Origin of the sequence: Paenibacillus pedocola (assembly GCF_031599675.1) — a bacterium.
GTDB classification, from domain to species: domain Bacteria; phylum Bacillota; class Bacilli; order Paenibacillales; family Paenibacillaceae; genus Paenibacillus_AQ; species Paenibacillus_AQ pedocola.
This window is the reverse complement of the sequence record NZ_CP134223.1, coordinates 682908-703572: the sequence shown is the minus strand read 5'-3', so window position 1 is coordinate 703572 and position 20665 is coordinate 682908. Positions and strand designations below refer to the sequence as shown.

11 protein-coding genes, 3 rRNA genes and 3 riboswitches are annotated in these 20665 nt (G+C 50.3%); all 14 genes read right to left on the bottom strand.

The annotated features are described in order from the left end of the window. Window positions 1-88: 88 nt before the first annotated feature. A riboswitch (purine riboswitch) is annotated at window positions 89-190 on the bottom strand. Between the two features lie 199 nt (window positions 191-389). Further along, the gene (locus QU597_RS03075) at window positions 390-824 is read right to left on the bottom strand and encodes a universal stress protein (protein WP_206103087.1); all 435 of its coding nucleotides are present in this window, start codon (window positions 822-824) and stop codon (window positions 390-392) included. Between the two features lie 49 nt (window positions 825-873). After that, window positions 874-1137 carry a DUF1294 domain-containing protein gene (locus tag QU597_RS03070; RefSeq protein ID WP_310831315.1) on the bottom strand — a complete coding sequence of 88 codons (264 nt, stop codon included), beginning with the start codon at window positions 1135-1137 and terminating at the stop codon, window positions 874-876. Window positions 1138-1231: 94 nt separating this feature from the next. Then, entirely contained in the window at window positions 1232-2476 is a 1245-nt protein-coding gene (locus QU597_RS03065; protein ID WP_310831314.1) for an MFS transporter, read from the bottom strand. A 295-nt stretch (window positions 2477-2771) separates the two neighbouring features. Next, window positions 2772-4910, bottom strand: a complete 2139-nt coding sequence (locus QU597_RS03060; RefSeq protein WP_310831313.1) for a DNA topoisomerase III — start codon at window positions 4908-4910, stop codon at window positions 2772-2774. A gap of 196 nt (window positions 4911-5106) precedes the next feature. Beyond that, window positions 5107-5904 (bottom strand): acyl-[acyl-carrier-protein] thioesterase, encoded by a 798-nt coding sequence (locus QU597_RS03055; RefSeq protein WP_310831312.1) that lies wholly within the window; start codon window positions 5902-5904, stop codon window positions 5107-5109. 215 nt (window positions 5905-6119) lie between these two features. After that, window positions 6120-6236: ribosomal RNA gene (gene rrf / locus QU597_RS03050) — 5S ribosomal RNA — on the bottom strand. Window positions 6237-6315: 79 nt separating this feature from the next. After that, window positions 6316-9241 (bottom strand): 23S ribosomal RNA (locus QU597_RS03045). Between the two features lie 243 nt (window positions 9242-9484). Continuing rightward, a 16S ribosomal RNA gene (locus QU597_RS03040) occupies window positions 9485-11032 on the bottom strand. The 16S, 23S and 5S rRNA genes sit together here, the layout of an rRNA operon. A gap of 370 nt (window positions 11033-11402) precedes the next feature. Next, the gene (locus QU597_RS03035) at window positions 11403-12212 is read right to left on the bottom strand and encodes a transglutaminase-like domain-containing protein (protein WP_310831311.1); all 810 of its coding nucleotides are present in this window, start codon (window positions 12210-12212) and stop codon (window positions 11403-11405) included. Between the two features lie 14 nt (window positions 12213-12226). After that, window positions 12227-12307: riboswitch (cyclic di-GMP riboswitch) on the bottom strand. Window positions 12308-12381: 74 nt separating this feature from the next. Next, a riboswitch (cyclic di-GMP riboswitch) is annotated at window positions 12382-12462 on the bottom strand. Window positions 12463-12582: 120 nt separating this feature from the next. Then, window positions 12583-13233: a class D sortase gene (locus QU597_RS03030; protein ID WP_310831310.1), complete on the bottom strand. Its 651-nt coding sequence runs from the start codon at window positions 13231-13233 to the stop codon at window positions 12583-12585. A 52-nt stretch (window positions 13234-13285) separates the two neighbouring features. After that, window positions 13286-13687, bottom strand: coding sequence for a GtrA family protein (locus QU597_RS03025; RefSeq protein ID WP_310831309.1), 402 nt, complete (start codon window positions 13685-13687; stop codon window positions 13286-13288). Then, window positions 13677-14654: a glycosyltransferase family 2 protein gene (locus QU597_RS03020; protein ID WP_310831308.1), complete on the bottom strand. Its 978-nt coding sequence runs from the start codon at window positions 14652-14654 to the stop codon at window positions 13677-13679. Before QU597_RS03020 ends, QU597_RS03025 begins: the two co-directional genes overlap by 11 nt. A 45-nt stretch (window positions 14655-14699) precedes the next feature. Beyond that, window positions 14700-18521, bottom strand: a complete 3822-nt coding sequence (locus QU597_RS03015) for a phospholipid carrier-dependent glycosyltransferase (RefSeq protein WP_310831307.1) — start codon at window positions 18519-18521, stop codon at window positions 14700-14702. Next, window positions 18518-20464: a glycosyltransferase family 39 protein gene (locus QU597_RS03010; protein ID WP_310831306.1), complete on the bottom strand. Its 1947-nt coding sequence runs from the start codon at window positions 20462-20464 to the stop codon at window positions 18518-18520. The genes QU597_RS03015 and QU597_RS03010 overlap by 4 nt, the downstream gene beginning before the upstream one ends. Window positions 20465-20665 lie beyond the last annotated feature (201 nt).

The following is a 20665-nucleotide window of genomic DNA, read 5'->3' as shown; positions in this document are numbered from 1 at the left end:
GGACTGCTCCGCTATCCGCCAGAGGCGGAGATAGAGTCAAGCGCAGAGCTCGCCGCCCCGGATACCGGAGCGGCGCTTAAGAGCTGTTCTAGTCATCCTATTTCCTCGTAGTCCGGCAATTTACGGTTACCGGGTAGAAACTTCCGGGCCCTATTCCCGGTTTTATACGAGCTCTTCATAGGTTCAGTTTAACAATGCCCTACACTTCGTGTCAACTTAAACACGAACATTGTTATTTCCATCCGTCAAAATGTTCGCTTTTGGGCACAATCAAATTCCTGAAAATGACTAATCGAACAGCGGATGGCCTCTTTCTCCACGTTTATGCTTCCTGTAGAACTATAGAAAAAAGGGAGGAACACCTAAGCGTCCCGCCCGCTAACCCTCTATTATTTTACGACCAGTACCGGAATCCGGGAGCTTTGTACCACATTATGGCTTACGCTGCCCAGGACAAATTCACGTATTCCCCCAAGTCCGCGGCTGCCGATGACAATAACATCCACATTCTGCTCCTTGGCATAATTCAGAATCACTTCAGCAGGAGAACCCTGCAGCAACTCAACAGTCGCATTCAGACCTTCCTCTTCCAGACGTCCCTTCACTTCTTCGGTGGTCTGCACTGCCAAATCATAATAATCCTTGTTCACTGAAGCCGGCAGAGGCGCGAGAGCTTCCCCGATGAAAAACCGCGGGAATTCGAATGCGTGTACGACGTAAATGGAGGAACCGGGAGTTACCTTAGCCAGTTCGATCGCCCGCTCCAATGCCTGATTGGAAGCTTTTGAACCGTCATAGGCGAGCAAAATTTTAGAGAATAACATATACGCCACCTCTTTCTGTTTTGTGTAACCAGTAGCCATTTCCCAAACACTATCTTAAAAAATACCCATACAGCAGAATGTTAAGCAGCAGCAGCAGCGGAATTCCGATCCGGAAGGAAGTATGCCTTGTTTTATGCCGTTTGCGGTACATCGCAATCCATATACCTAGTGCGCCGCCCATAAACGCCAGCAGAAACAGCGTCTTCTCCGGCACACGTTCGCGCCGCGCGCGGGCTTTATTCTTGTCTTCGGACATCACCACATAAGCGATGATATTAATTAGCACAAACCACAGCAGCACGCCCCTGACCATCTTTCCGGCCCCTCCTTCTTGCATCCTATCTACTTCCTATTATATTCCCCTTTGCCTCAAAAAACCAATAATCCTCACATTAGCTGCAAAGTATCTACCCCGCTCTGTGAAGCTTTTTGGAAGCTGCTGCGGGCTCACGAATCCATACCCAGGATAATACCGCAGCCAGTGCCGCAGCAAATCCGCCCAGCCAAAAACCGCCTCTGAGCCCATAGGCAGCACTCATCCACCCGGCCACAAAAGGGCCTCCTGACATGCCAAATGCATAGACTGCCTGATAGAAGCCCATCGCTGTAGCCCTTTTAAACGACTCTACTCCTGCTACCGACTTGCCCAGCAGCAATGGAAAAATCAGCCCCTGCATAAAACCGTTCCCCACCTGTGTCGCACACAGCGCCGCAAGCGTCGGCATGGACGTGATCAGCAGGGTAAACAGCGCGCTCCCGGCAAAACCCAGCAGCAGAGTCCCTCTATCCCCGAGCAGCCTGCCAAACATCCGTGAGCCATAAAGTGTGGCTGCAGCATGCGGCACCATGAAAGATAACGTTAACCAGCCGAGGCTTTCCTTACTCGCACCTATATCAAGCGCCTGGTTCGGCGTGTAGCCGAACATGGTAATGAAGAGAACACAATGCGCCAGAACGGACAATAGCGAGACTTTGACCAGCAGCGGTTCCTTGATTACACCCGCCAGGTCTCTGAGCCGGATCCCGCCTTCGCGTTTCGCCTGTCTCTGTTCAGGTAAACGCAGCGCAAGCAGCATAGCAAGTACCGCTACGATACTTCCGGCTATAAAAGGAGTGCTCCAGCCCCAATGCTCAACCATGTAGCCGCTGATCATCATGCTGGATAATTGGGCAATGACGGTGGTGAACTGCAGCATCCCCATCGCTCTCCCCGCTTCCTCCTTGGGAAAATACCCAGCAAACATTACCGAGTACACAACCCATGCGGAGGCTGCAATCCCTGACACAGCGCGTGCCACCAGTGCCCATACCGGATCTGCGCCTGCCATAAAGATCAGACAACTCGTGCCGCTAGCAATCAGGCCCAGATAAATGAACGGCCGCCGCCGGTTCAGATAATCCGACCCGATGCCGATCGGCAGCCGGAACAGAATCTGCATCAGCCCGTACACACCAAGTACCGCACCGACCATGATATAAGAAGCACCGAGATGCTCCACATACGGTGAGAGTACCGGAACATAAATATATGAAGAGAACCAGAACATAAATACGATAGCTAAAAAGAAAATCCGGCTGCTTCCTTTTCCATTAGAAGGCCCAGCTGTTTCTTGTTCCTGATCATACTGCTTACCTGCTTCTGAAGGTACCACTCCAAATCACTCCATTCACATTTGCTGGGATTTTTCCTCCCAGCCTAATTCTTTCAGTAAACCATATCTCTCTTACATATAACAGTAGCAACTTATTTCATTTCACGTAAGCAAAAATCACAGTATGCTCTCACGCTTTTAATCTGCGCAATCCTTCAACCTGAACAAGACTGCAGATCATCTCCGCAGTCTTGTTCACGCACCTCTCACAAACAACCTGTACAAGGCCGTTCGATCTTTATCTGAATTTAATTCCCTTATTAAGGAATAAAATTCCACAGTAAACCAGCTCGGACTATTCTCCCTTTGCCTTTGCTTCCATAGCGGCTTTGAGCAGATCGCCAAGATTTGAGCCTACACTTTCCGGCTTGCTATACTGCTGTACCAGCTTTTGCTGCTCACGCTTATTGATATGTTTATGGTCCTTATCCATGGTTTCGGTTATTCCGCAGCCCAAACACTGTACGTAGAGCCCAGCCTTGCCCTCTTTGAGCTCCATTTTCTTATGGCATTGCGGACAGCGCCGGTTGGACAGCTTCTTCTCTCCTGCCCGGGTATAACCGCAGCCGTCTGCCGGACATACCAGAAGCTTGCCGCGCTTCGTCTTCTTTTCTAACATCCTTGTTCCGCATTCCGGACAATGGCTGCTGGAGACGTTATGCGGTTTGTATTCCGCTCCGCTGCTCTTAACACCGGATACTAGCTCCTGTGCCATACTGCGGATACCCTGAAGGAAAGGCTCCGGCTTACCCTGCCCGCGGGCGATCTTCTCGAGTTCGGCTTCCCAGCGCGCGGTCAGCTCCGGTGTGCGCAGCTGCGCCGACACCAGTCCTATCAGCTGTTTGCCCTTGCCGGTCGGATGCAGCAGATTGCCTTGGCGTTCAATCGTGTCTGAGCTAACTAGCTTCTCGATGATATCTGCGCGTGTGGCCGGGGTTCCCAGCCCGTGCTTCTCCATCTGAGTCAGCAGTGAAGCTTCATTATAACACTTTGGCGGCTGTGTCCGCCCCGGACGGATATTACAGCGCTGCACTTTTACAGTCTCGCCTTCGCGAAGCTCAGGCAGCTTCACCGTGCTGGCTGCCGGCTCCTCTGCCGTATTCTCCTCATCTTCATCACTGCTCATATCTCCGCCATAAACCTCACGCCAGCCGGCATCCTTTACTGTCGTGCCTTTGACATGAAAGCTCTCTCCTTCAACGGTTACCGTTACTGCAACGGCATCATAACGGGCGGGGGGATAGAATAGGCTGATAAAGCGGCGGACAATCAGATCATAGAGCTTCCGCTCCTCTGCACTGAGCAGATTCAGCAGAACCGTCTGTTCGGTTGGAATAATCGCATGATGATCGCTTACCTTGCTGTCATCCACGATCCGTTTCGTTATCGGCAGCGGCTTACGCAGCAGCGGCCGTGCTAATGCCGCATAAGGGCCGACTGCAACGCTATCCAGACGTTCCTTCAGAGTCCCTGTCATATCGGAAGTCAGATAGCGGCTATCCGTACGAGGGTAAGTAACCAGCTTATGCTGCTCATACAGCCGCTGCAGCACACTCGAGGTCTGCTTGGCCGAGAATCCGAACTTACGGTTAGCATCCCGCTGCAGCTCTGTAAGATCATAAGCCAGCGGGTGCGGCTCGATTTTTTCACTTTTCTGCACCTTTGTGATCCGTCCTGTGCTTCCAGTGAGCTTGTCTTTAAGCGCAATTGCCTTCTCCTTCTCAAAAATACGCCCGTCCCCGCCCGGGGCACGCCAGCCTGCCTGAAAGCTTCCGAAATCGGCAGTCAGCTGCTCATACTCCTGGGAACGGAAGCCGGTAATTTCATTCTCCCTGTCCATAATCATGCCCAGAGTCGGTGTCTGCACCCGGCCGGCTGACAGGGGCGCACCGAACTTGCAGGTGAGTGCCCGGGTAACATTAAGCCCGATCATCCAGTCCGCTTCAGCACGGCAGCGGGCTGATTCATAGAGCCGGTCAAAATCCCGCCCGGGGCGCAGCGACGTGAACCCTTCCTTAATGGCCTTATCCGTCTGCGAAGAGATCCACAGCCGCCGGAACGGCTTTTTCCAGCCCGCCATATTCATAATCCAGCGTGCCAAGAGCTCCCCTTCACGCGCAGCATCCGTGGCGACGATCAGTTCCTCAATATCCTGGCGCTTCATCAGCTGCTGTACTGCCTTGTACTGCTGGCTTGTCTCCCGCAATACCTTCAGCTTGGCTTTTTCCGGCAGAATAGGTAAGTCTTCCAATGCCCAGGCAGCAAATTTTTGATTATAATCCTCCGGCTCAGCCAGGCCGACCAGATGCCCCAGCGCCCAGGTTACGACATATTTAGGACCTTCAATGTAACTCTTCTGTTTATTCCCGCAGCCCATCACCCGCGCAATCTCGCGCGCAACCGAAGGCTTCTCCGCAAGCACTAATACTTTCATAATTCTCTCCCTTCCAAATCAACAATTTATTATACCATTATTCAAAAGCCTGCAAATCATCAGGCTGTTTCATCGACTCCAACCCTGTCTTAACGGCAAACAAGCCCGAATCTGCTCAGCAGACACAGACTTATTTGGATATGGCTTTATTCATGCAGCCCCTTAAATCCGAGCAGCTGCAGCGCCGTTCTAGAACCTATTGTCCAAACCTCAGACAAGCCTCAAAAAATACCCGATCCTCGCCTTGGCCCCGTACATAAATGCCCTCTTCAGTAAGGGAAGACCGCATAATACTAAAATCCTCACCATACTTCGCTTCCTGTGCATAAGTTATCTGAAGGCCGGTTAGCCTCGACTCTTCCCATTCCTCTAAAGTGAGGGCATCACAGCATAAATCTACATACCGTACATTGTTAAGGTGTCCATTATTGTCGAGTCCGCTATACCTAACCTGATAACGATAAGCTTCCTCCATAGGAACATCAGCGGGAATCCTCACTTTATCCGGCAGACTCCCTACAGAATCCTCAAGATAGGGCTCTACTGCTATCGGCAAGGCAGACGGCCGGAGAATCTTTCGTTTATCAATGTCCACAAGAGCCCAGATCGAGCGCGCCGCCGCAATTTCTACGCTATTCTCGTCAAAAATCCTATAATCACGCTGCCAGAGTGCTCCCTTGTTCCCCTTGCTCCATGTATGTACTTTAAGAATTTCGTTTGGGTAAGGCAAACGGTGAATATCCACAATAAGCGTAATAACCATCCAGCCCATTCTTGCCTCAAGCATTTTATCTATACTTAACCCCAGACTGCCTACAGCTGAATCCGCAGCACGCTGCATAATATCCAGAAGAAAGGAAAGCTTGCCTCTGGACTGAAAGTCAGTGTCACTAGCATGTACCGTAAAATCCTCTGTCCACAAAAGATTACTCTGCTTGTCCATAACTTTACGCTCCTCTACGTATTCATTCACATTATCCAGTGAAGTATCCACACAATCTATATCTCTATCCACACAAATTGGGGAGTACTTTTAAATTTATAGGCACTTTAAGAATCTATCCACATGTGCATAAGTTTTCTTTTCCGCTATTTTTACTGGTTATACACACACTTTATAACAATGCTTCATCATCCCCATGACACTTATCCCCATTACTAAAAGACACAAAAAAAACCATTGTCGATAACTCAACAATGGCTTCATGTGCTTGGCGGCGTCCTACTCTCCCAGGACCCTTCGGTCCAAGTACCATCGGCGCTGGAAGGCTTAACGGTCGTGTTCGGGATGGGTACGCGTGGAACCCTTCCGCTATCGCCACCAAACGGGCATTTACAGCGTAAATGCTTCAGGAACCTTAATTCCTGAAAACTGAATCCGAAACGAATCTGCATTCTTCGAAATTTGGATAAGCCCTCGACCGATTAGTATTGGTCAGCTCCATGCATTACTGCACTTCCACCTCCAACCTATCTACCTCGTCGTCTTCAAGGGGTCTTACTAATTGGGAAATCTCATCTTGAGGGGGGCTTCACGCTTAGATGCTTTCAGCGCTTATCCCGTCCGTACGTAGCTACCCAGCCATGCTTCTGGCGAAACAACTGGTGCACCAGCGGTACGTCCATCCCGGTCCTCTCGTACTAAGGACAGCTCCTCTCAAATTTCCTGCGCCCACGACAGATAGGGACCGAACTGTCTCACGACGTTCTGAACCCAGCTCGCGTACCGCTTTAATGGGCGAACAGCCCAACCCTTGGGACCTACTTCAGCCCCAGGATGCGATGAGCCGACATCGAGGTGCCAAACCTCCCCGTCGATGTGGACTCTTGGGGGAGATAAGCCTGTTATCCCCAGGGTAGCTTTTATCCGTTGAGCGATGGCCCTTCCATGCGGTACCACCGGATCACTAAGTCCGACTTTCGTCCCTGCTCGACTTGTAGGTCTCGCAGTCAAGCTCCCTTATGCCTTTGCACTCTTCGAATGATTTCCAACCATTCTGAGGGAACCTTTGAACGCCTCCGTTACTCTTTAGGAGGCGACCGCCCCAGTCAAACTGCCCGCCTGACACGGTCCCCGTACCCGCTTAGGGTACCAGGTTAGAACCTAGATACGATCAGGGTGGTATCCCAACGGCGCCTCCGCAGAAGCTTGCGCTCCTGCCTCTACGGCTCCCACCTATCCTGTACAGATCGTACCCAAATTCAATATCAAGCTGCAGTAAAGCTCCATGGGGTCTTTCCGTCTTGTCGCGGGTAACCTGCATCTTCACAGGTATTAAAATTTCACCGGATCTCTCGTTGAGACAGCGCCCAAGTCGTTACGCCATTCGTGCGGGTCAGAATTTACCTGACAAGGAATTTCGCTACCTTAGGACCGTTATAGTTACGGCCGCCGTTTACTGGGGCTTCGGTTCATAGCTTCGGATTGCTCCTAACCACTCCCCTTAACCTTCCAGCACCGGGCAGGCGTCAGCCCGTATACTTCGCCTTGCGGCTTCGCACAGACCTGTGTTTTTGCTAAACAGTCGCTTGGGCCTTTTCACTGCGGCCCCCTCGGGCTATTCACCCTACCGAGGCACCCCTTCTCCCGAAGTTACGGGGTCATTTTGCCGAGTTCCTTAACGAGAGTTCTTCCGCGCGCCTTAGAATTCTCTTCTCGCCTACCTGTGTCGGTTTGCGGTACGGGCACCTTCTCCTGGCTAGAGGCTTTTCTTGGCAGTGTGAGATCATGACCTTCGCTACTATAATTTTCGCTCCCCATCACAGCCCAGCCTTACGATGTGCGGATTTGCCTACACACCAGCCTCACTGCTTAGACGGACATCCATCAGTCCGCGTCACTACCCTCCTGCGTCACCCCATCGCTCATAGCGGATTACGGTGGTACAGTAATTTCAAACTGTTGTCCTTCGACTACGCCTTTCGGCCTCGCCTTAGGTCCCGACTTACCCTGAGCGGACGAGCCTTCCTCAGGAAACCTTGGGCTTTCGGCGGATCAGATTCTCACTGATCTTTTCGTTACTCATACCGGCATTCTCACTTGTATGCTGTCCAGCGCTCCTTACGGTACACCTTCAACCCACATACAACGCTCCCCTACCCCAGATGCAAAGCATCTAGCCATAGCTTCGGTGGTGTGTTTAGCCCCGTTACATTTTCGGCGCAGAGTCACTCGACCAGTGAGCTATTACGCACTCTTTCAATGGTGGCTGCTTCTAAGCCAACATCCTGGTTGTCTGTGCAACTCCACATCCTTTCCCACTTAACACACACTTGGGGACCTTAGCTGATGGTCTGGGCTGTTTCCCTTTTGACAATGGATCTTAGCACTCACTGTCTGACTCCCGGCAAGAAGTAAATGGCATTCGGAGTTTGACTGAGCTTGGTAACCCTTGCGGGCCCCGCACCCAATCAGTGCTCTACCTCCACCACTCCATTCACCGAGGCTAGCCCTAAAGCTATTTCGGGGAGAACCAGCTATCTCCGAGTTCGATTGGAATTTCTCCGCTACCCCCACCTCATCCCCGTATTTTTCAACATACGTGGGTTCGGGCCTCCAGTGCGTGTTACCGCACCTTCACCCTGGACAGGGGTAGATCACACGGTTTCGGGTCTACGTCCACATACTAAATCGCCCTATTCAGACTCGCTTTCGCTGCGGCTCCGGCTTCTCACCTTAACCTTGCATGTTAAACGTAACTCGCCGGTTCATTCTACAAAAGGCACGCCATCACCCATAGATCGGGCTCTGACTTTTTGTAAGCACACGGTTTCAGGTTCTATTTCACTCCCCTTCCGGGGTGCTTTTCACCTTTCCCTCACGGTACTGTTTCACTATCGGTCGCCAGGTAGTATTTAGCCTTAGCAGATGGTCCTGCTGGATTCATACGGGGTTTCACGTGCCCCGCACTACTCGGGATCCGTCTCGGAGAGAATACAGTTTAGGTTACAGGGCTTTTACCTCTATCGCGGGCCTTTCCAGACCTCTTCACCTACCATATTCCTTTGTAACTCCATGTGAGACGTCCCACAACCCCAAGGGGCAAGCCCCTTGGTTTAGGCTGTTCCGCGTTCGCTCGCCGCTACTGACGGAATCACTATTGTTTTCTCTTCCTCAGGGTACTTAGATGTTTCAGTTCCCCTGGTCTGCCTCTACACACCCTATGTATTCAGATGTGAGTAACTGCGAATTACCACAGCTGGGTTTCCCCATTCGGACACCCCCGGATCAAAGCTTGCTTACAGCTCCCCGAGGCAGTTTCGTTGTTCGCCACGTCCTTCGTCGGCTCCTGGCGCCTAGGCATCCTCCGTGTGCTCTTATTAGCTTAACCAATGCGTTCTCCCGAAGGAAACCGCCAGCATCGCTATAATTGAAACTTGTTTACACAAGTTCAGCTTAAAGGAATATTCTAAAACGCAAATTCGTTTCGGTATCCAGTTTTCAAGGATCAAGGTACTGCTGAGAGCTTAAACTCTCAAAACTGACCAACGAGTGAGTAACAGGCCTAAACCTGAGTTTTGGAAGCTGAGCTTCCGATTTGAATGTTTCCGTTGCAGGAAACGATTCTCCATAGAAAGGAGGTGATCCAGCCGCACCTTCCGATACGGCTACCTTGTTACGACTTCACCCCAATCATCTACCCCACCTTCGGCGGCTGGCTCCCTTGCGGGTTACCCCACCGACTTCGGGTGTTGTAAACTCTCGTGGTGTGACGGGCGGTGTGTACAAGACCCGGGAACGTATTCACCGCGGCATGCTGATCCGCGATTACTAGCAATTCCGACTTCATGCAGGCGAGTTGCAGCCTGCAATCCGAACTGAGACCGGCTTTGCTGGGATTGGCTCCACCTCGCGGTTTCGCTTCCCGTTGTACCGGCCATTGTAGTACGTGTGTAGCCCAGGTCATAAGGGGCATGATGATTTGACGTCATCCCCACCTTCCTCCGGTTTGTCACCGGCAGTCACTCTAGAGTGCCCAGCACTACCTGCTGGCAACTAAAGTCAAGGGTTGCGCTCGTTGCGGGACTTAACCCAACATCTCACGACACGAGCTGACGACAACCATGCACCACCTGTCTCCTCTGTCCCGAAGGCCACCTCTATCTCTAGAGGATTCAGAGGGATGTCAAGACCTGGTAAGGTTCTTCGCGTTGCTTCGAATTAAACCACATACTCCACTGCTTGTGCGGGTCCCCGTCAATTCCTTTGAGTTTCAGTCTTGCGACCGTACTCCCCAGGCGGAGTGCTTACTGTGTTAACTTCGGCACCAAGGGTATCGAAACCCCTAACACCTAGCACTCATCGTTTACGGCGTGGACTACCAGGGTATCTAATCCTGTTTGCTCCCCACGCTTTCGCGCCTCAGCGTCAGTTACAGCCCAGAAAGTCGCCTTCGCCACTGGTGTTCCTCCACATATCTACGCATTTCACCGCTACACGTGGAATTCCACTTTCCTCTTCTGTACTCAAGCCATCCAGTTTCCAGTGCGACCCCAGGTTGAGCCCAAGGTTTAAACACCAGACTTAAATAGCCGCCTGCGCGCGCTTTACGCCCAATAATTCCGGACAACGCTTGCCCCCTACGTATTACCGCGGCTGCTGGCACGTAGTTAGCCGGGGCTTTCTTCTCAGGTACCGTCACTCCGGTAGCAGTTACTCTACCGGACGTTCTTCCCTGGCAACAGAGCTTTACGATCCGAAAACCTTCATCACTCACGCGGCGTTGCTCCGTCAGGCTTTCGCCCATTGCGGAAGATTCCCTACTGCTGCCTCCCGTAGGAGTCTGGGCCGTGTCTCAGTCCCAGTGTGGCCGTTCACCCTCTCAGGTCGGCTACGCATCGTCGCCTTGGTGAGCCGTTACCTCACCAACTAGCTAATGCGCCGCAGGCCCATCCCTTAGTAGCAGATTGCTCCGCCTTTCATCCTTTTCTCATGAGAGAAAAGGAATTATCCGGTATTAGCTACCGTTTCCGGTAGTTATCCCAGTCTGAGGGGTAGGTTGCCTACGTGTTACTCACCCGTCCGCCGCTAAGCTTATCCCGAAGGATAAGCTCCGCTCGACTTGCATGTATTAGGCACGCCGCCAGCGTTCGTCCTGAGCCAGGATCAAACTCTCCAAATTGGTATTTAGAAAGAGCGATTGCTCATTTTGAAACATCTGACGAGAATTTGCATTCTCTAATTTCGGATCTCACCGAAGTGATTTCCGATACTCACTCGTTGTTCAGTTTTCAAAGATCAAGCTCGTTGTCAGTGTCGATTAGCTCGCCACCAGCAACTCTTATAATATATCACGTTTGATTTAGAAACGCAAGCTTTTTCTGAAATTTCTTATTCGGTCATTTCAGTCAAACTTTCGTGCGCTCTAACAACGCTTACCTATAATACCGCAGATACCTATTGAAAAGCAACCCCCTTAACTAAAAAAGATAACCTGCTTAATCCTTAAGCAGGTTATCTCACGTATTGTCTGGGGTTTATATAATGAATTATTAATAGAATTTTGCAGCGCTATATTTGCTTGCTATTTTGATCAATGCTGTTTCTTTACTGTTCTTAGTCAACCCGGCATCAACTGTTGTATCGATTGTTACCCATTTACCGTTAAGCAATACTTCATTCCAAGCATGGTACGTTGAAACATAACTGGTATTGCCCATTACCAATTTAGTCGGGATTCCTTCACTGCGCAGCATGGTTGCAAATAGCGAAGCATAATCGTAGCAGATCCCTTTTTTGGTGAGCAATGTGTTGTCGTTCTTGGGGATATAATCCTGCGTTACAGTTGCAGCCAGTTTGTAGTCGTACTTCACATTTGCAACAATGTAGTTATAGATGGCTGTTACTTTAGCTTCATCTGTTGTCAGGCCTTGCGTAAGCTGTTTAGCTTTCTGGATGGATTTATCGGAGGAGCTCCATTTGACGTTCTGTACGGAACTCAGGTATACGGCGTTGGCATTGCTCAAGTTAAGTTCTACATTTTCGGAAGAAATTACTTTATATTTGTTGCCGCTTGTATTCTCAAGAATAGATACTTTATATGTGCCATTCCCCTGTTGCAGTGGAAAGGATTCTGTGGATTGAAAAGCATATAAGTTGTAGGTGTAGCTGTTGCCATCCTTAGTGATCATGACTTTGATACGCTTGTCTGCGGGGACATCATAGGAAACTTCGACAACGCCCTGATCCAGTTTCGCTGTATTTAACCAGCCCGTAGTTGCAGTTGCAGCTGAAGCTGGGCTTGTCTGAACGGAAGTGACTACGACAAACAACGTTAATAACATAAAATAGAACTTTTTCATTGGATAAAACCCCTTTCGGTAGCTGGCTGCCATCCTTTCGGGAAGGCCCTTTAGCTTTGCGTCCCTACCTTTCGATAGGTTTGCCGTTATCGTTGCAGCTTTATCTGTTCTCTCATCTACCAATAAATGCTAGATTTCTCTCAAAAAAGCAAACAAAAAAAGCCCCTCATTCGGTAGCTGGCTGCCATCCTTTCGGGAAGGCCCTCTAGCTTTGCGTCCCTACCTTTCGATAGGTTTGCCGTTATCGTGTATAGCTTTTATAGTTATATAGTATCATATTGTCATCTATATACAAGCCCCAAATTGCTAGATTCCTACCATTTTCCACTAAAATTCTTCATAATTCGGGTCACAGCTCCTTAGCCTCAAATCAGGACAATTTTGCGTGGATTATCAAGCGGTGTGTCGGATTTACCAGCGGATCACAAGTAATCAGAGTAAGGATTTTATTAATGTTATCTCCATTCAGCACCGATACATCCGTCGGCTCTACTACGGAAATATCATAAACCTCGTATTGGTACTCTTTTGTACTCGTTTTGATCGAGATTGTGTCTCCAATCTTCACTTCATTCAACCGGTTGAACAGTCTTCCCGTAGTTCTTGACCGGTGAGCGGCAATAGCTGCATTTCCGACTTCGCCGAGCGGAGCCGTCTCCTTCATATGGGCAGCAGCATGCTTCATATTAGACTTGGTCGCCCCCTCTAAAACAGGCAGCTTCAAGTCAATCCGGTCAATCTGGATAATTCCGATGATCTTACCGCCCACCTTAATCTCCGGGGAGGGCTGTGCTGATGGCTGCACCTGTTCTTCATCTGCTGATTCCTCTGTGAGCAGTTGAGTCACCTCTGCGTACGGTTTTTCCAGATCCGGCTGAGAGGTCGGGGCTATCTCACTATAAGCCTGTTCGGCCTCTTTCAGCAATTTATCCTGTTGTCTGTCGTTATACCACTCGTTCGCTTTCGGATACAGCATGACAAGGATTCCGGCCAGTATAATCAAATAGGAAAACTTCCGCATATACATCACCCCGTTAGTCTGGAACCGGGCAAGCCCTGTTCTAATATTTGTCTTAAAATACCCACATGCGGCTTCCGAAGAAATTGATAATCACAGTGACAAACGTAACGAGCACCTTGGCAATCAATACCTGAAGCCCGAAGCTGTCTGTCAGAAGATGCATCAGCAGCACTGATATTCCAAGCACCACCAGATTGAGTACGATAAATTTCACCAGCTGCAGCCGGTCAGATCCAGCCTTAACGGCGTCACGGTCACGAAAAGTCACTTTTTTGTTCCAAAAGAAGCTGTTTGCTGTTCCTGCACTATAAGAAATGATCTGTGCCGGGGTATTGATCATCCCCAGTGAATGAAGCAGGGTAAATACTGCAAAATCAATCAGCGTATTCAGCAGCCCTACGGCATTGAATTTTAAAAACTGGATAACCCCCGCGTTCAGCCTCTTATCTGCCATCGTCATTGTCCTCTCGCATTTCATCATGCTCTCCGTCACGGTAGCCTTTGGTTTCGCGCACGATATAGAGCGGTCTATCCTTGGATTCATCATAAATACGTCCGATATATTCTCCGATTACCCCAAGCAGCATCAGCACGATACCGTTAAATAGTAAATTGACACCCACTATGGAAGCCCAGCCGGGAACCGTCCAGGAAGTAAATAACTTTTGAAACAATACAAAGAACAGGTACAGGAAGCTGGAGAAGGACAGGAAAAAGCCTATATATGAGGCTATTTTGAGCGGCTTATGTGAAAAGGAGGTGATGCCGTCGAGCGCAAACCGGATCATTTTCTTCAGCGGGTACTTAGTCTCTCCGGCGAACCGCTCCTCCCGTACATATTCAACCATCGTCTGCCGGAAGCCCACCCAGCTCACCAGACCTCTGACATAACGATTCTTCTCCTTCAGTCCACGCAGCACATCGCATACTTTGCGGTCAATCAGCCGGAAGTCGCCGGTATCCGTAGGAATCTCAACGCTCGTCATGCTGCTGAGCAAACGGTAGAAGAGCTTGGCGGTCACTTTTTTGAACAGTGTCTCCCCATGGCGCTTAAGCCGCTTGGCGTAGACTACCTCATAGCCCTCTTTCCACTTGGCGATCATCTGCAAAATGACCTCAGGCGGGTCCTGAAGATCCGCATCAATGACAACCACCGCTTGCCCCTCGGCATAATCCATCCCGGCCGTAATAGCGACCTGATGGCCGAAATTGCGCGAGAAGTCAATCAGCTTGACATGTTCGTCCCGGCTGCTGATACCGCGCATAATCTCAGCTGTACGGTCCCGGCTGCCATCGTTGACGAAGACCAGCTCATAGGAATCGCCGCATTCGTCCATTACTTTTCGGAGACGTTCATACGTATGCTGAATGACCTCCTCCTCATTGTACATCGGGACAATTACACTGTATCTGGCTTTCACCCTTGTTCCTCCTAAAAGTATGGTAATTATAAAACCGGCTGGCTCCTAGAACACCCAGGAAGGGAACCAGCGCAGCACAGTGTTGACATAATCGCCGCTCACCTGCATACCCGACAGCACCGGATAGAATAGGATAAAGAGCAGTGCCGCAAGGGCTACATAAGCATATCGGATATACTTGGCTTCGGGATATTTGCTGTCCAGCAGCTTCATTACATATACAATCGCAAGAATCATGAACGGCACCATAGCGAAATAATGGTACAGGAACGTCTCACGCGGAACGAGCATCCAAGGCACGTATTGCGAGAAAAAGGCGATCCAGAGCATGTACAGGCTCTTGTCTTTACGCTTCACGGTAAGATAAACCACACCAAGCATAGCGAAAATTCCGGTCCACCAGATCAACGGATTGCCTATAGTGACAATACTGCTTACTTGACCTTCAGGCAAGCCTTCGCCGCCGCTAAAGAACCATACTGGACGTTTCATAAACGGCCATTCCCACCAGGAAGAGGCAAACGGATGGGTAGCCACCAGCTGGCTGTGGTAGTCATACATATTTTTCTGGGCTTCGATCAGCCCCTTAATCGTGTACCCCTCGGCCGTAACGGACAGCACCGGGATAAAGGACAATCCGTAGATAACGGCAGGAATGACTACAAAGAACACGATGCAGCTTGCCAGTGTAATGACGGTGTTTTTCCAGAAGGTTCTGTCTGCTGTAAGGCAGGCGGTCTTGACCTCCTGATCACTCAGCTTGCCTTCCGCGAGCACACGTCCTGCTGCTGCATGTTCCTTATAACGCTCGAACAGCGAGAGAGCCAGCATAACAGCCAGCCCGGCACCGCCGTACAGCACAATCCATTTAGAGGCGACGCCGATGCCGAAGAAAAGACCGGACCAGAACAGCGGGACCAGTGTCCGGCGCAGCGGTTCGCGGTAAAAGTTCATTGTGAAATAGCGCTGCATGAAATAGAACATTAACATGATGAAGAAGACGCCATAGACATCTATTGTCGAGATGCGTGTCTGTGTAAAGTGCATGAAATCAAGTGCGAACAGTCCGGCGGCAAGCGCGGCGTAACGGCTTTTCCGGAATAACCGCAGAGCCATGATATAGATCAGCGGCAGCATGGCAACCCCAAACAGGGTGCCGATAATCCGCCAGCCAAACGGATTTACGCCAAACAGCTCCATCCCCACTCCGATCAGAATTTTGCCAAGCGGCGGATGGGTATTCTCATAGGCCACAATACCGTGGAAATATTCGTATGCTGTGCGCGCATGATAAATCTCATCAAAATACGTACTGTTCATAAAATTGGAGTTCTCCGGGATGACAGACTGTTCGTCGAACAGATTCGCAGGCTCGCCTCTTTTGGCAGCTGCTGCGGCATCCGGAGTGACACTGGTTACGGGAAGCGGAGTTTTGCCTCCTCCTTGTTCATAGAAGGCCATTTCATTCAGGGTAAAGCCAGGCGAAGTAACGGTCAGCTTCACATATCTTGCCGCTACATTCAAAGGCTGGCTTTTCCAGATAAATACATTCCCCACTTCCTCATTCACGTCCAGCGGACTGCTCCAGGTATCCGGAGTCTCGCTGAATTCCAGCTTGAATTTGCCGGTGCCTACACCGCCGAATACATTTACACGTTCCAGCTGTCTGCTCTGGCCCAGATCGACAAAGAAGCTCTCGCCGCTCGCCGCTGGCTCCCATAAGGTTTCCGGTGCTTTGGTTGACCCCAGATTAATTAGCGCAAGCACTGCATAGACGGCAGTAATGGAAAGCATCCACACCCAGTCTTTACGCAGCAGCTTGAACTTAGCTTTGCTCTTCTGCTCCAGCGGACGTATGCCTTCGGCAAGTGCTATATCAGCAGCATGCTTCTCTGTGTCCGTAGCCGGAGGCGCGAGAAGCTTCGTCTGTTTGCGGACATATACCATATACCCGGTGTACAGCGTATATACCAGCAAAGCAAGATTGGCAATCGCAGTAACCAGCACGATTCCGTCCGACGGGGGATTATTCCCGGCATTGAGATGGGCCAGTGTATAACCAACATTGATATACTGCGTTAAGGTGAACCCCAGAAACAAGGTCAGGAACCGCCGGTCGCGGCTCTCTATGTAGCTAAACAAACAGAGAATCAAGGCCGGATAGATATAACGCTCATGCATTTTGGTGCCCAGCACGAACATAATGACGATCAGAACCATACCGATGAAGTAGGATTTGGACAGCTCCTTGCGGTCTTTTTTGAAGGAAAAATATACCGCCGCGGCTACTGCTGCAAGAATGAAAATAAAGCCCCACGTGCGATAAGTAATTCCCAGCCACGTCAGATCCATGGACGACCACATAGGATCCGTGAGGGCATAGAGATTGAAGGCATTCACCGTAGAATAAGGATAGGACGATAAGGTACTCTTGTATAAATCAATCAGTCCGCCTAAACCGCCGTTATTCCAGAAAAACGGAGCCGCCAGCAGGACGAATATCCCCAGCCCGTAAAGGGCACCCACCGCCAGCTGCTTCCAGGCCCGGTGATGATAGAAAGCCAGCAGCAGCACAGGCGTAAAAATCAGTGCCTGCGGCTTAACCAGCACAGCAATCGCAAACCAGATGGCAGAGCGGACAAAGGCTTTATCTGCAGCGCCCATAATACTGAGCAGCAGAAACACCATAAAGAAGGAGTCCGCCTGGCCCCAGGCCGCAGAGTCCATCAATACCGCCGGATTGAACAGGAACAGCAGCATTAGGCCTAAAGCTATACCAGACCCGAGCTTCTTGCGTCCGATCCGGTAAATGAGAGCACCCAGCACCAGATCCGACACAATGGCCGGCAGCTTAAAGAGCAGCGTCTCCCCGCCCGAGCCATGCGCGAAGCCGAACAGGCTGCGGATTGCACTCAGCAGATACAATATGTACAAATAACCCGGCGGGTAATCTGCGAAGTAGCCCTCCTCATAGAATCCGCCCGGACCTCTGTCGACTAGGCGCTGGCCCCAGGCAATAAAGGTATTCATATCATTCTGATACCCCTTAGCTGTTAGGCCGATCCAAATACGCAGAATAAAAGCAGCAGCAAACACGATATAAATCCATCTCGTATAGACACTTTCCCGCTGCTGAAGCAGCTTGTTGCTGCGCAAAGCTCTATTATATAGAAGAGCAAAAAATACGCTGAATACTGCCGAGATCAGCAAAAGCTTAGCTGGTGACACTTTGTGCGGTGGCGCTTCAGCATCACTGCCTCCCGCCTGGGCCGCTGCGCCGCTATCCAGCAAAATAACACTCGCTCCTTCCGGAGCAGCATCCAATTGTTCTACAGACAAGTCATCAAAATAAGCTTTGCCCTGAATCAGACTGGAGTACCCGCCCAGAGCTGCACCTATGCCGAGCTCAGTCTGCTCTTTCCCGGTCTGGCCGATGAACTCCAGATACTGCCAGTCTCCGCCGGTATCCGTTGTAGCCGGGTACCCGCCGCCAATACCAACCGGGAAAATATTCGCGCCTAAGCCTTGGCCGGCAGTGCTGGCGACTTTGATATATCCGGAAATCTTGTAGTAGCTGTCCGGCGTGACGGTAATATTCTGGACCCATTTCAAATGATTCGGTTCAAGATTCTCAATGACTGCCGCTTTACTGCCGGAATGAACTTCCTCAGATTGAACCGACAGAAGACCGGAGCTGTCTCCGGCAATCCAGGCATCCTTCGTCCAGCCGGCAGGCACTCCTTCTTCCCCTTCTTCAAAACCCGGATTCTGCAGCAGATTTCCTTCCGCATAAATACTTGTTACAGGAAGTACGAACATCAGCAGCATTAATACAAGGATTGCAGCCGCGCGTGTATTCTTGATCATCGTTCCAACCTCACCTCATCAATGTTAATCCAGCCGTTTCCGCCGGTTATAATAACCTTCGCCTGATCGCCCTGATGAAGGGCAACCGCCGGCAGTGTAATCTGATGATATTCTTCTCCTGCTGTCAGATCCGCTTCAGCCTGCAAGATCCCATTCACGCGCAGCCCGACCTTTCCGCCTCCGCCGCCGGCACTCACCAGGACAGACAGCTTGTATTCTCCCGGCGGTGCTTGTGCTGTGAAGGCCTGGGTGATTGTTTTGTCTGCGCCTGCATCAAGGTAAGCCAGATAAGTTCCGGAGCCGGGATTGTTGCTTGCCACCCCTGTCCCCTCCGAAAAGCTCCAGCCGGCGGCACCCTCTTCAAATCCTCCGTTATAAAATCCTTTGTCCGTTGAAGGATCGAGAGGGACATCCCCGTCTTGATGCTCTGTAGAGAGTAATACACTGTAATGGGTAAATCGCTTAACCGTATACCCTCCTTCCGCCGCTGCGGGGAGAGGGGTACTGTTCCTAAAGATATATGCCGAGTTCCCGGTTAAACCAGCCGGCTTGCCGAACCTGTATCTGCCGAACGAAGAGACCTGTTGAAATGCATCTCCGGGGTTGGAATAGACAACCGATTCCAGAAAATCATGTGGATTGATTTGCTCATAAAACAGGACATAAATGTAGGGCATATTGACTTCATCCGTAACGTAGACTTCTCCGGTACTGTGCTCAGAGGCATACTGTATTGCCTCACCAAGAGAATCAAAAAACGCCGGGCCGATCCTATCGGGAAAATCACGGAAATATACTCCTGTAAATGAGGCGAACATCACTGTAAAAGCAGCAGCAGACAGAATGCCGGCGATTTTTAACTTTTGGTGCAACCAGATAAATCCCGCCGCAACCAGCATAATCAGCGGATAAAAAATGATGTTAATCCTGTTAATATTCACATTGGTGATAAAGGCCATCAGTATAGCTGTCAGGAGCCAGAGCAGAATTACCGCCCCCCCCGCTTCCTTCCGCCCCTGCCGCCTCAGCGCCTGTATCATCACAATAAGTCCAAGGAGTGCAAAGGGCAATGCAGCCGGGTAGGCATAGCCATACCAGGATATTGAATTCCAGGGCAATCCGTCGCTTCCGCTCAGCATAATTTGAATGAATTCACGGAAATTGTCTGAGGCTGTCTGCAGCAGCTGCCCGCTGAATACAGAAGAAATCTGCTCCACCCGCGGCATCGTCAGCTTCGGAACAGTCAGCAGCGGAGTCGTTATCGCCTGCAGGTCATAATGATTAATTACTATAAATAATAATATGGGCAGGGCAAGCAATACAAACAGCAGCCCATTCCAGAGCAGCGTACGGACTTTCAGGACTTTACTATACAATAGAAGAATTGCAGTCCCTAAGGCAAACACGGGAACAAAAAAATAGGCTGTACCATAAGCATATAGCGATAAAGCCAGTACAGCGGTAAAAGCAAATATCCATTTTGGGGAATGAAAGGATTTCAGAATACAATATACAGCTATCAAAATCAGGGTTGGAAACAAATTGGATTCCAGGGCCCATCTTGACATCATGATATGCCACGGATTGATGACAATAAAAAACATGGCAGCTATACCGGCAGTTCTTGTAGTAAACAGCTGCTTCATAATTAAATAGAAGAAGAGCATTCCGATAAGTCCCATTACAGCACTCAGAGCCCGCACCGATAGCGGTGTCAGTCCAAACAGCAGCAGGAACGGCATCGACAAGTACGCATACAGCGCATTTTGTCCGCTGCCCCAGGCGGTTAGATGAATAGGCAAATGAACACCGCTGCGGTCTATCCCATAATGAAGGATAGCGTAAGCGTCATAGCCTATAGATGCCTCATCCTGATTCAAGCCCGGCGGAACCGATCCTATGTAAACCAGCCGGATGACCGCCCCCAGCACAAAAAGCAGCAAAGGCCACGGGTTGCTCTTGCAGGAGTTATATGTCCTATTAAGGAAGCCGGACAACTTACATCACCTCTTCAACAATATAATCTAAATACCGGATGATGAAAAGTCCGGAGCAGCTCTTTGTCCTATTTTGAAGCTGTAAGCGAGGAGAAAAAAAGATACAAAAAAAACGGCCCCTTCATCTCTGAAGGAGCCGTTAGCAAT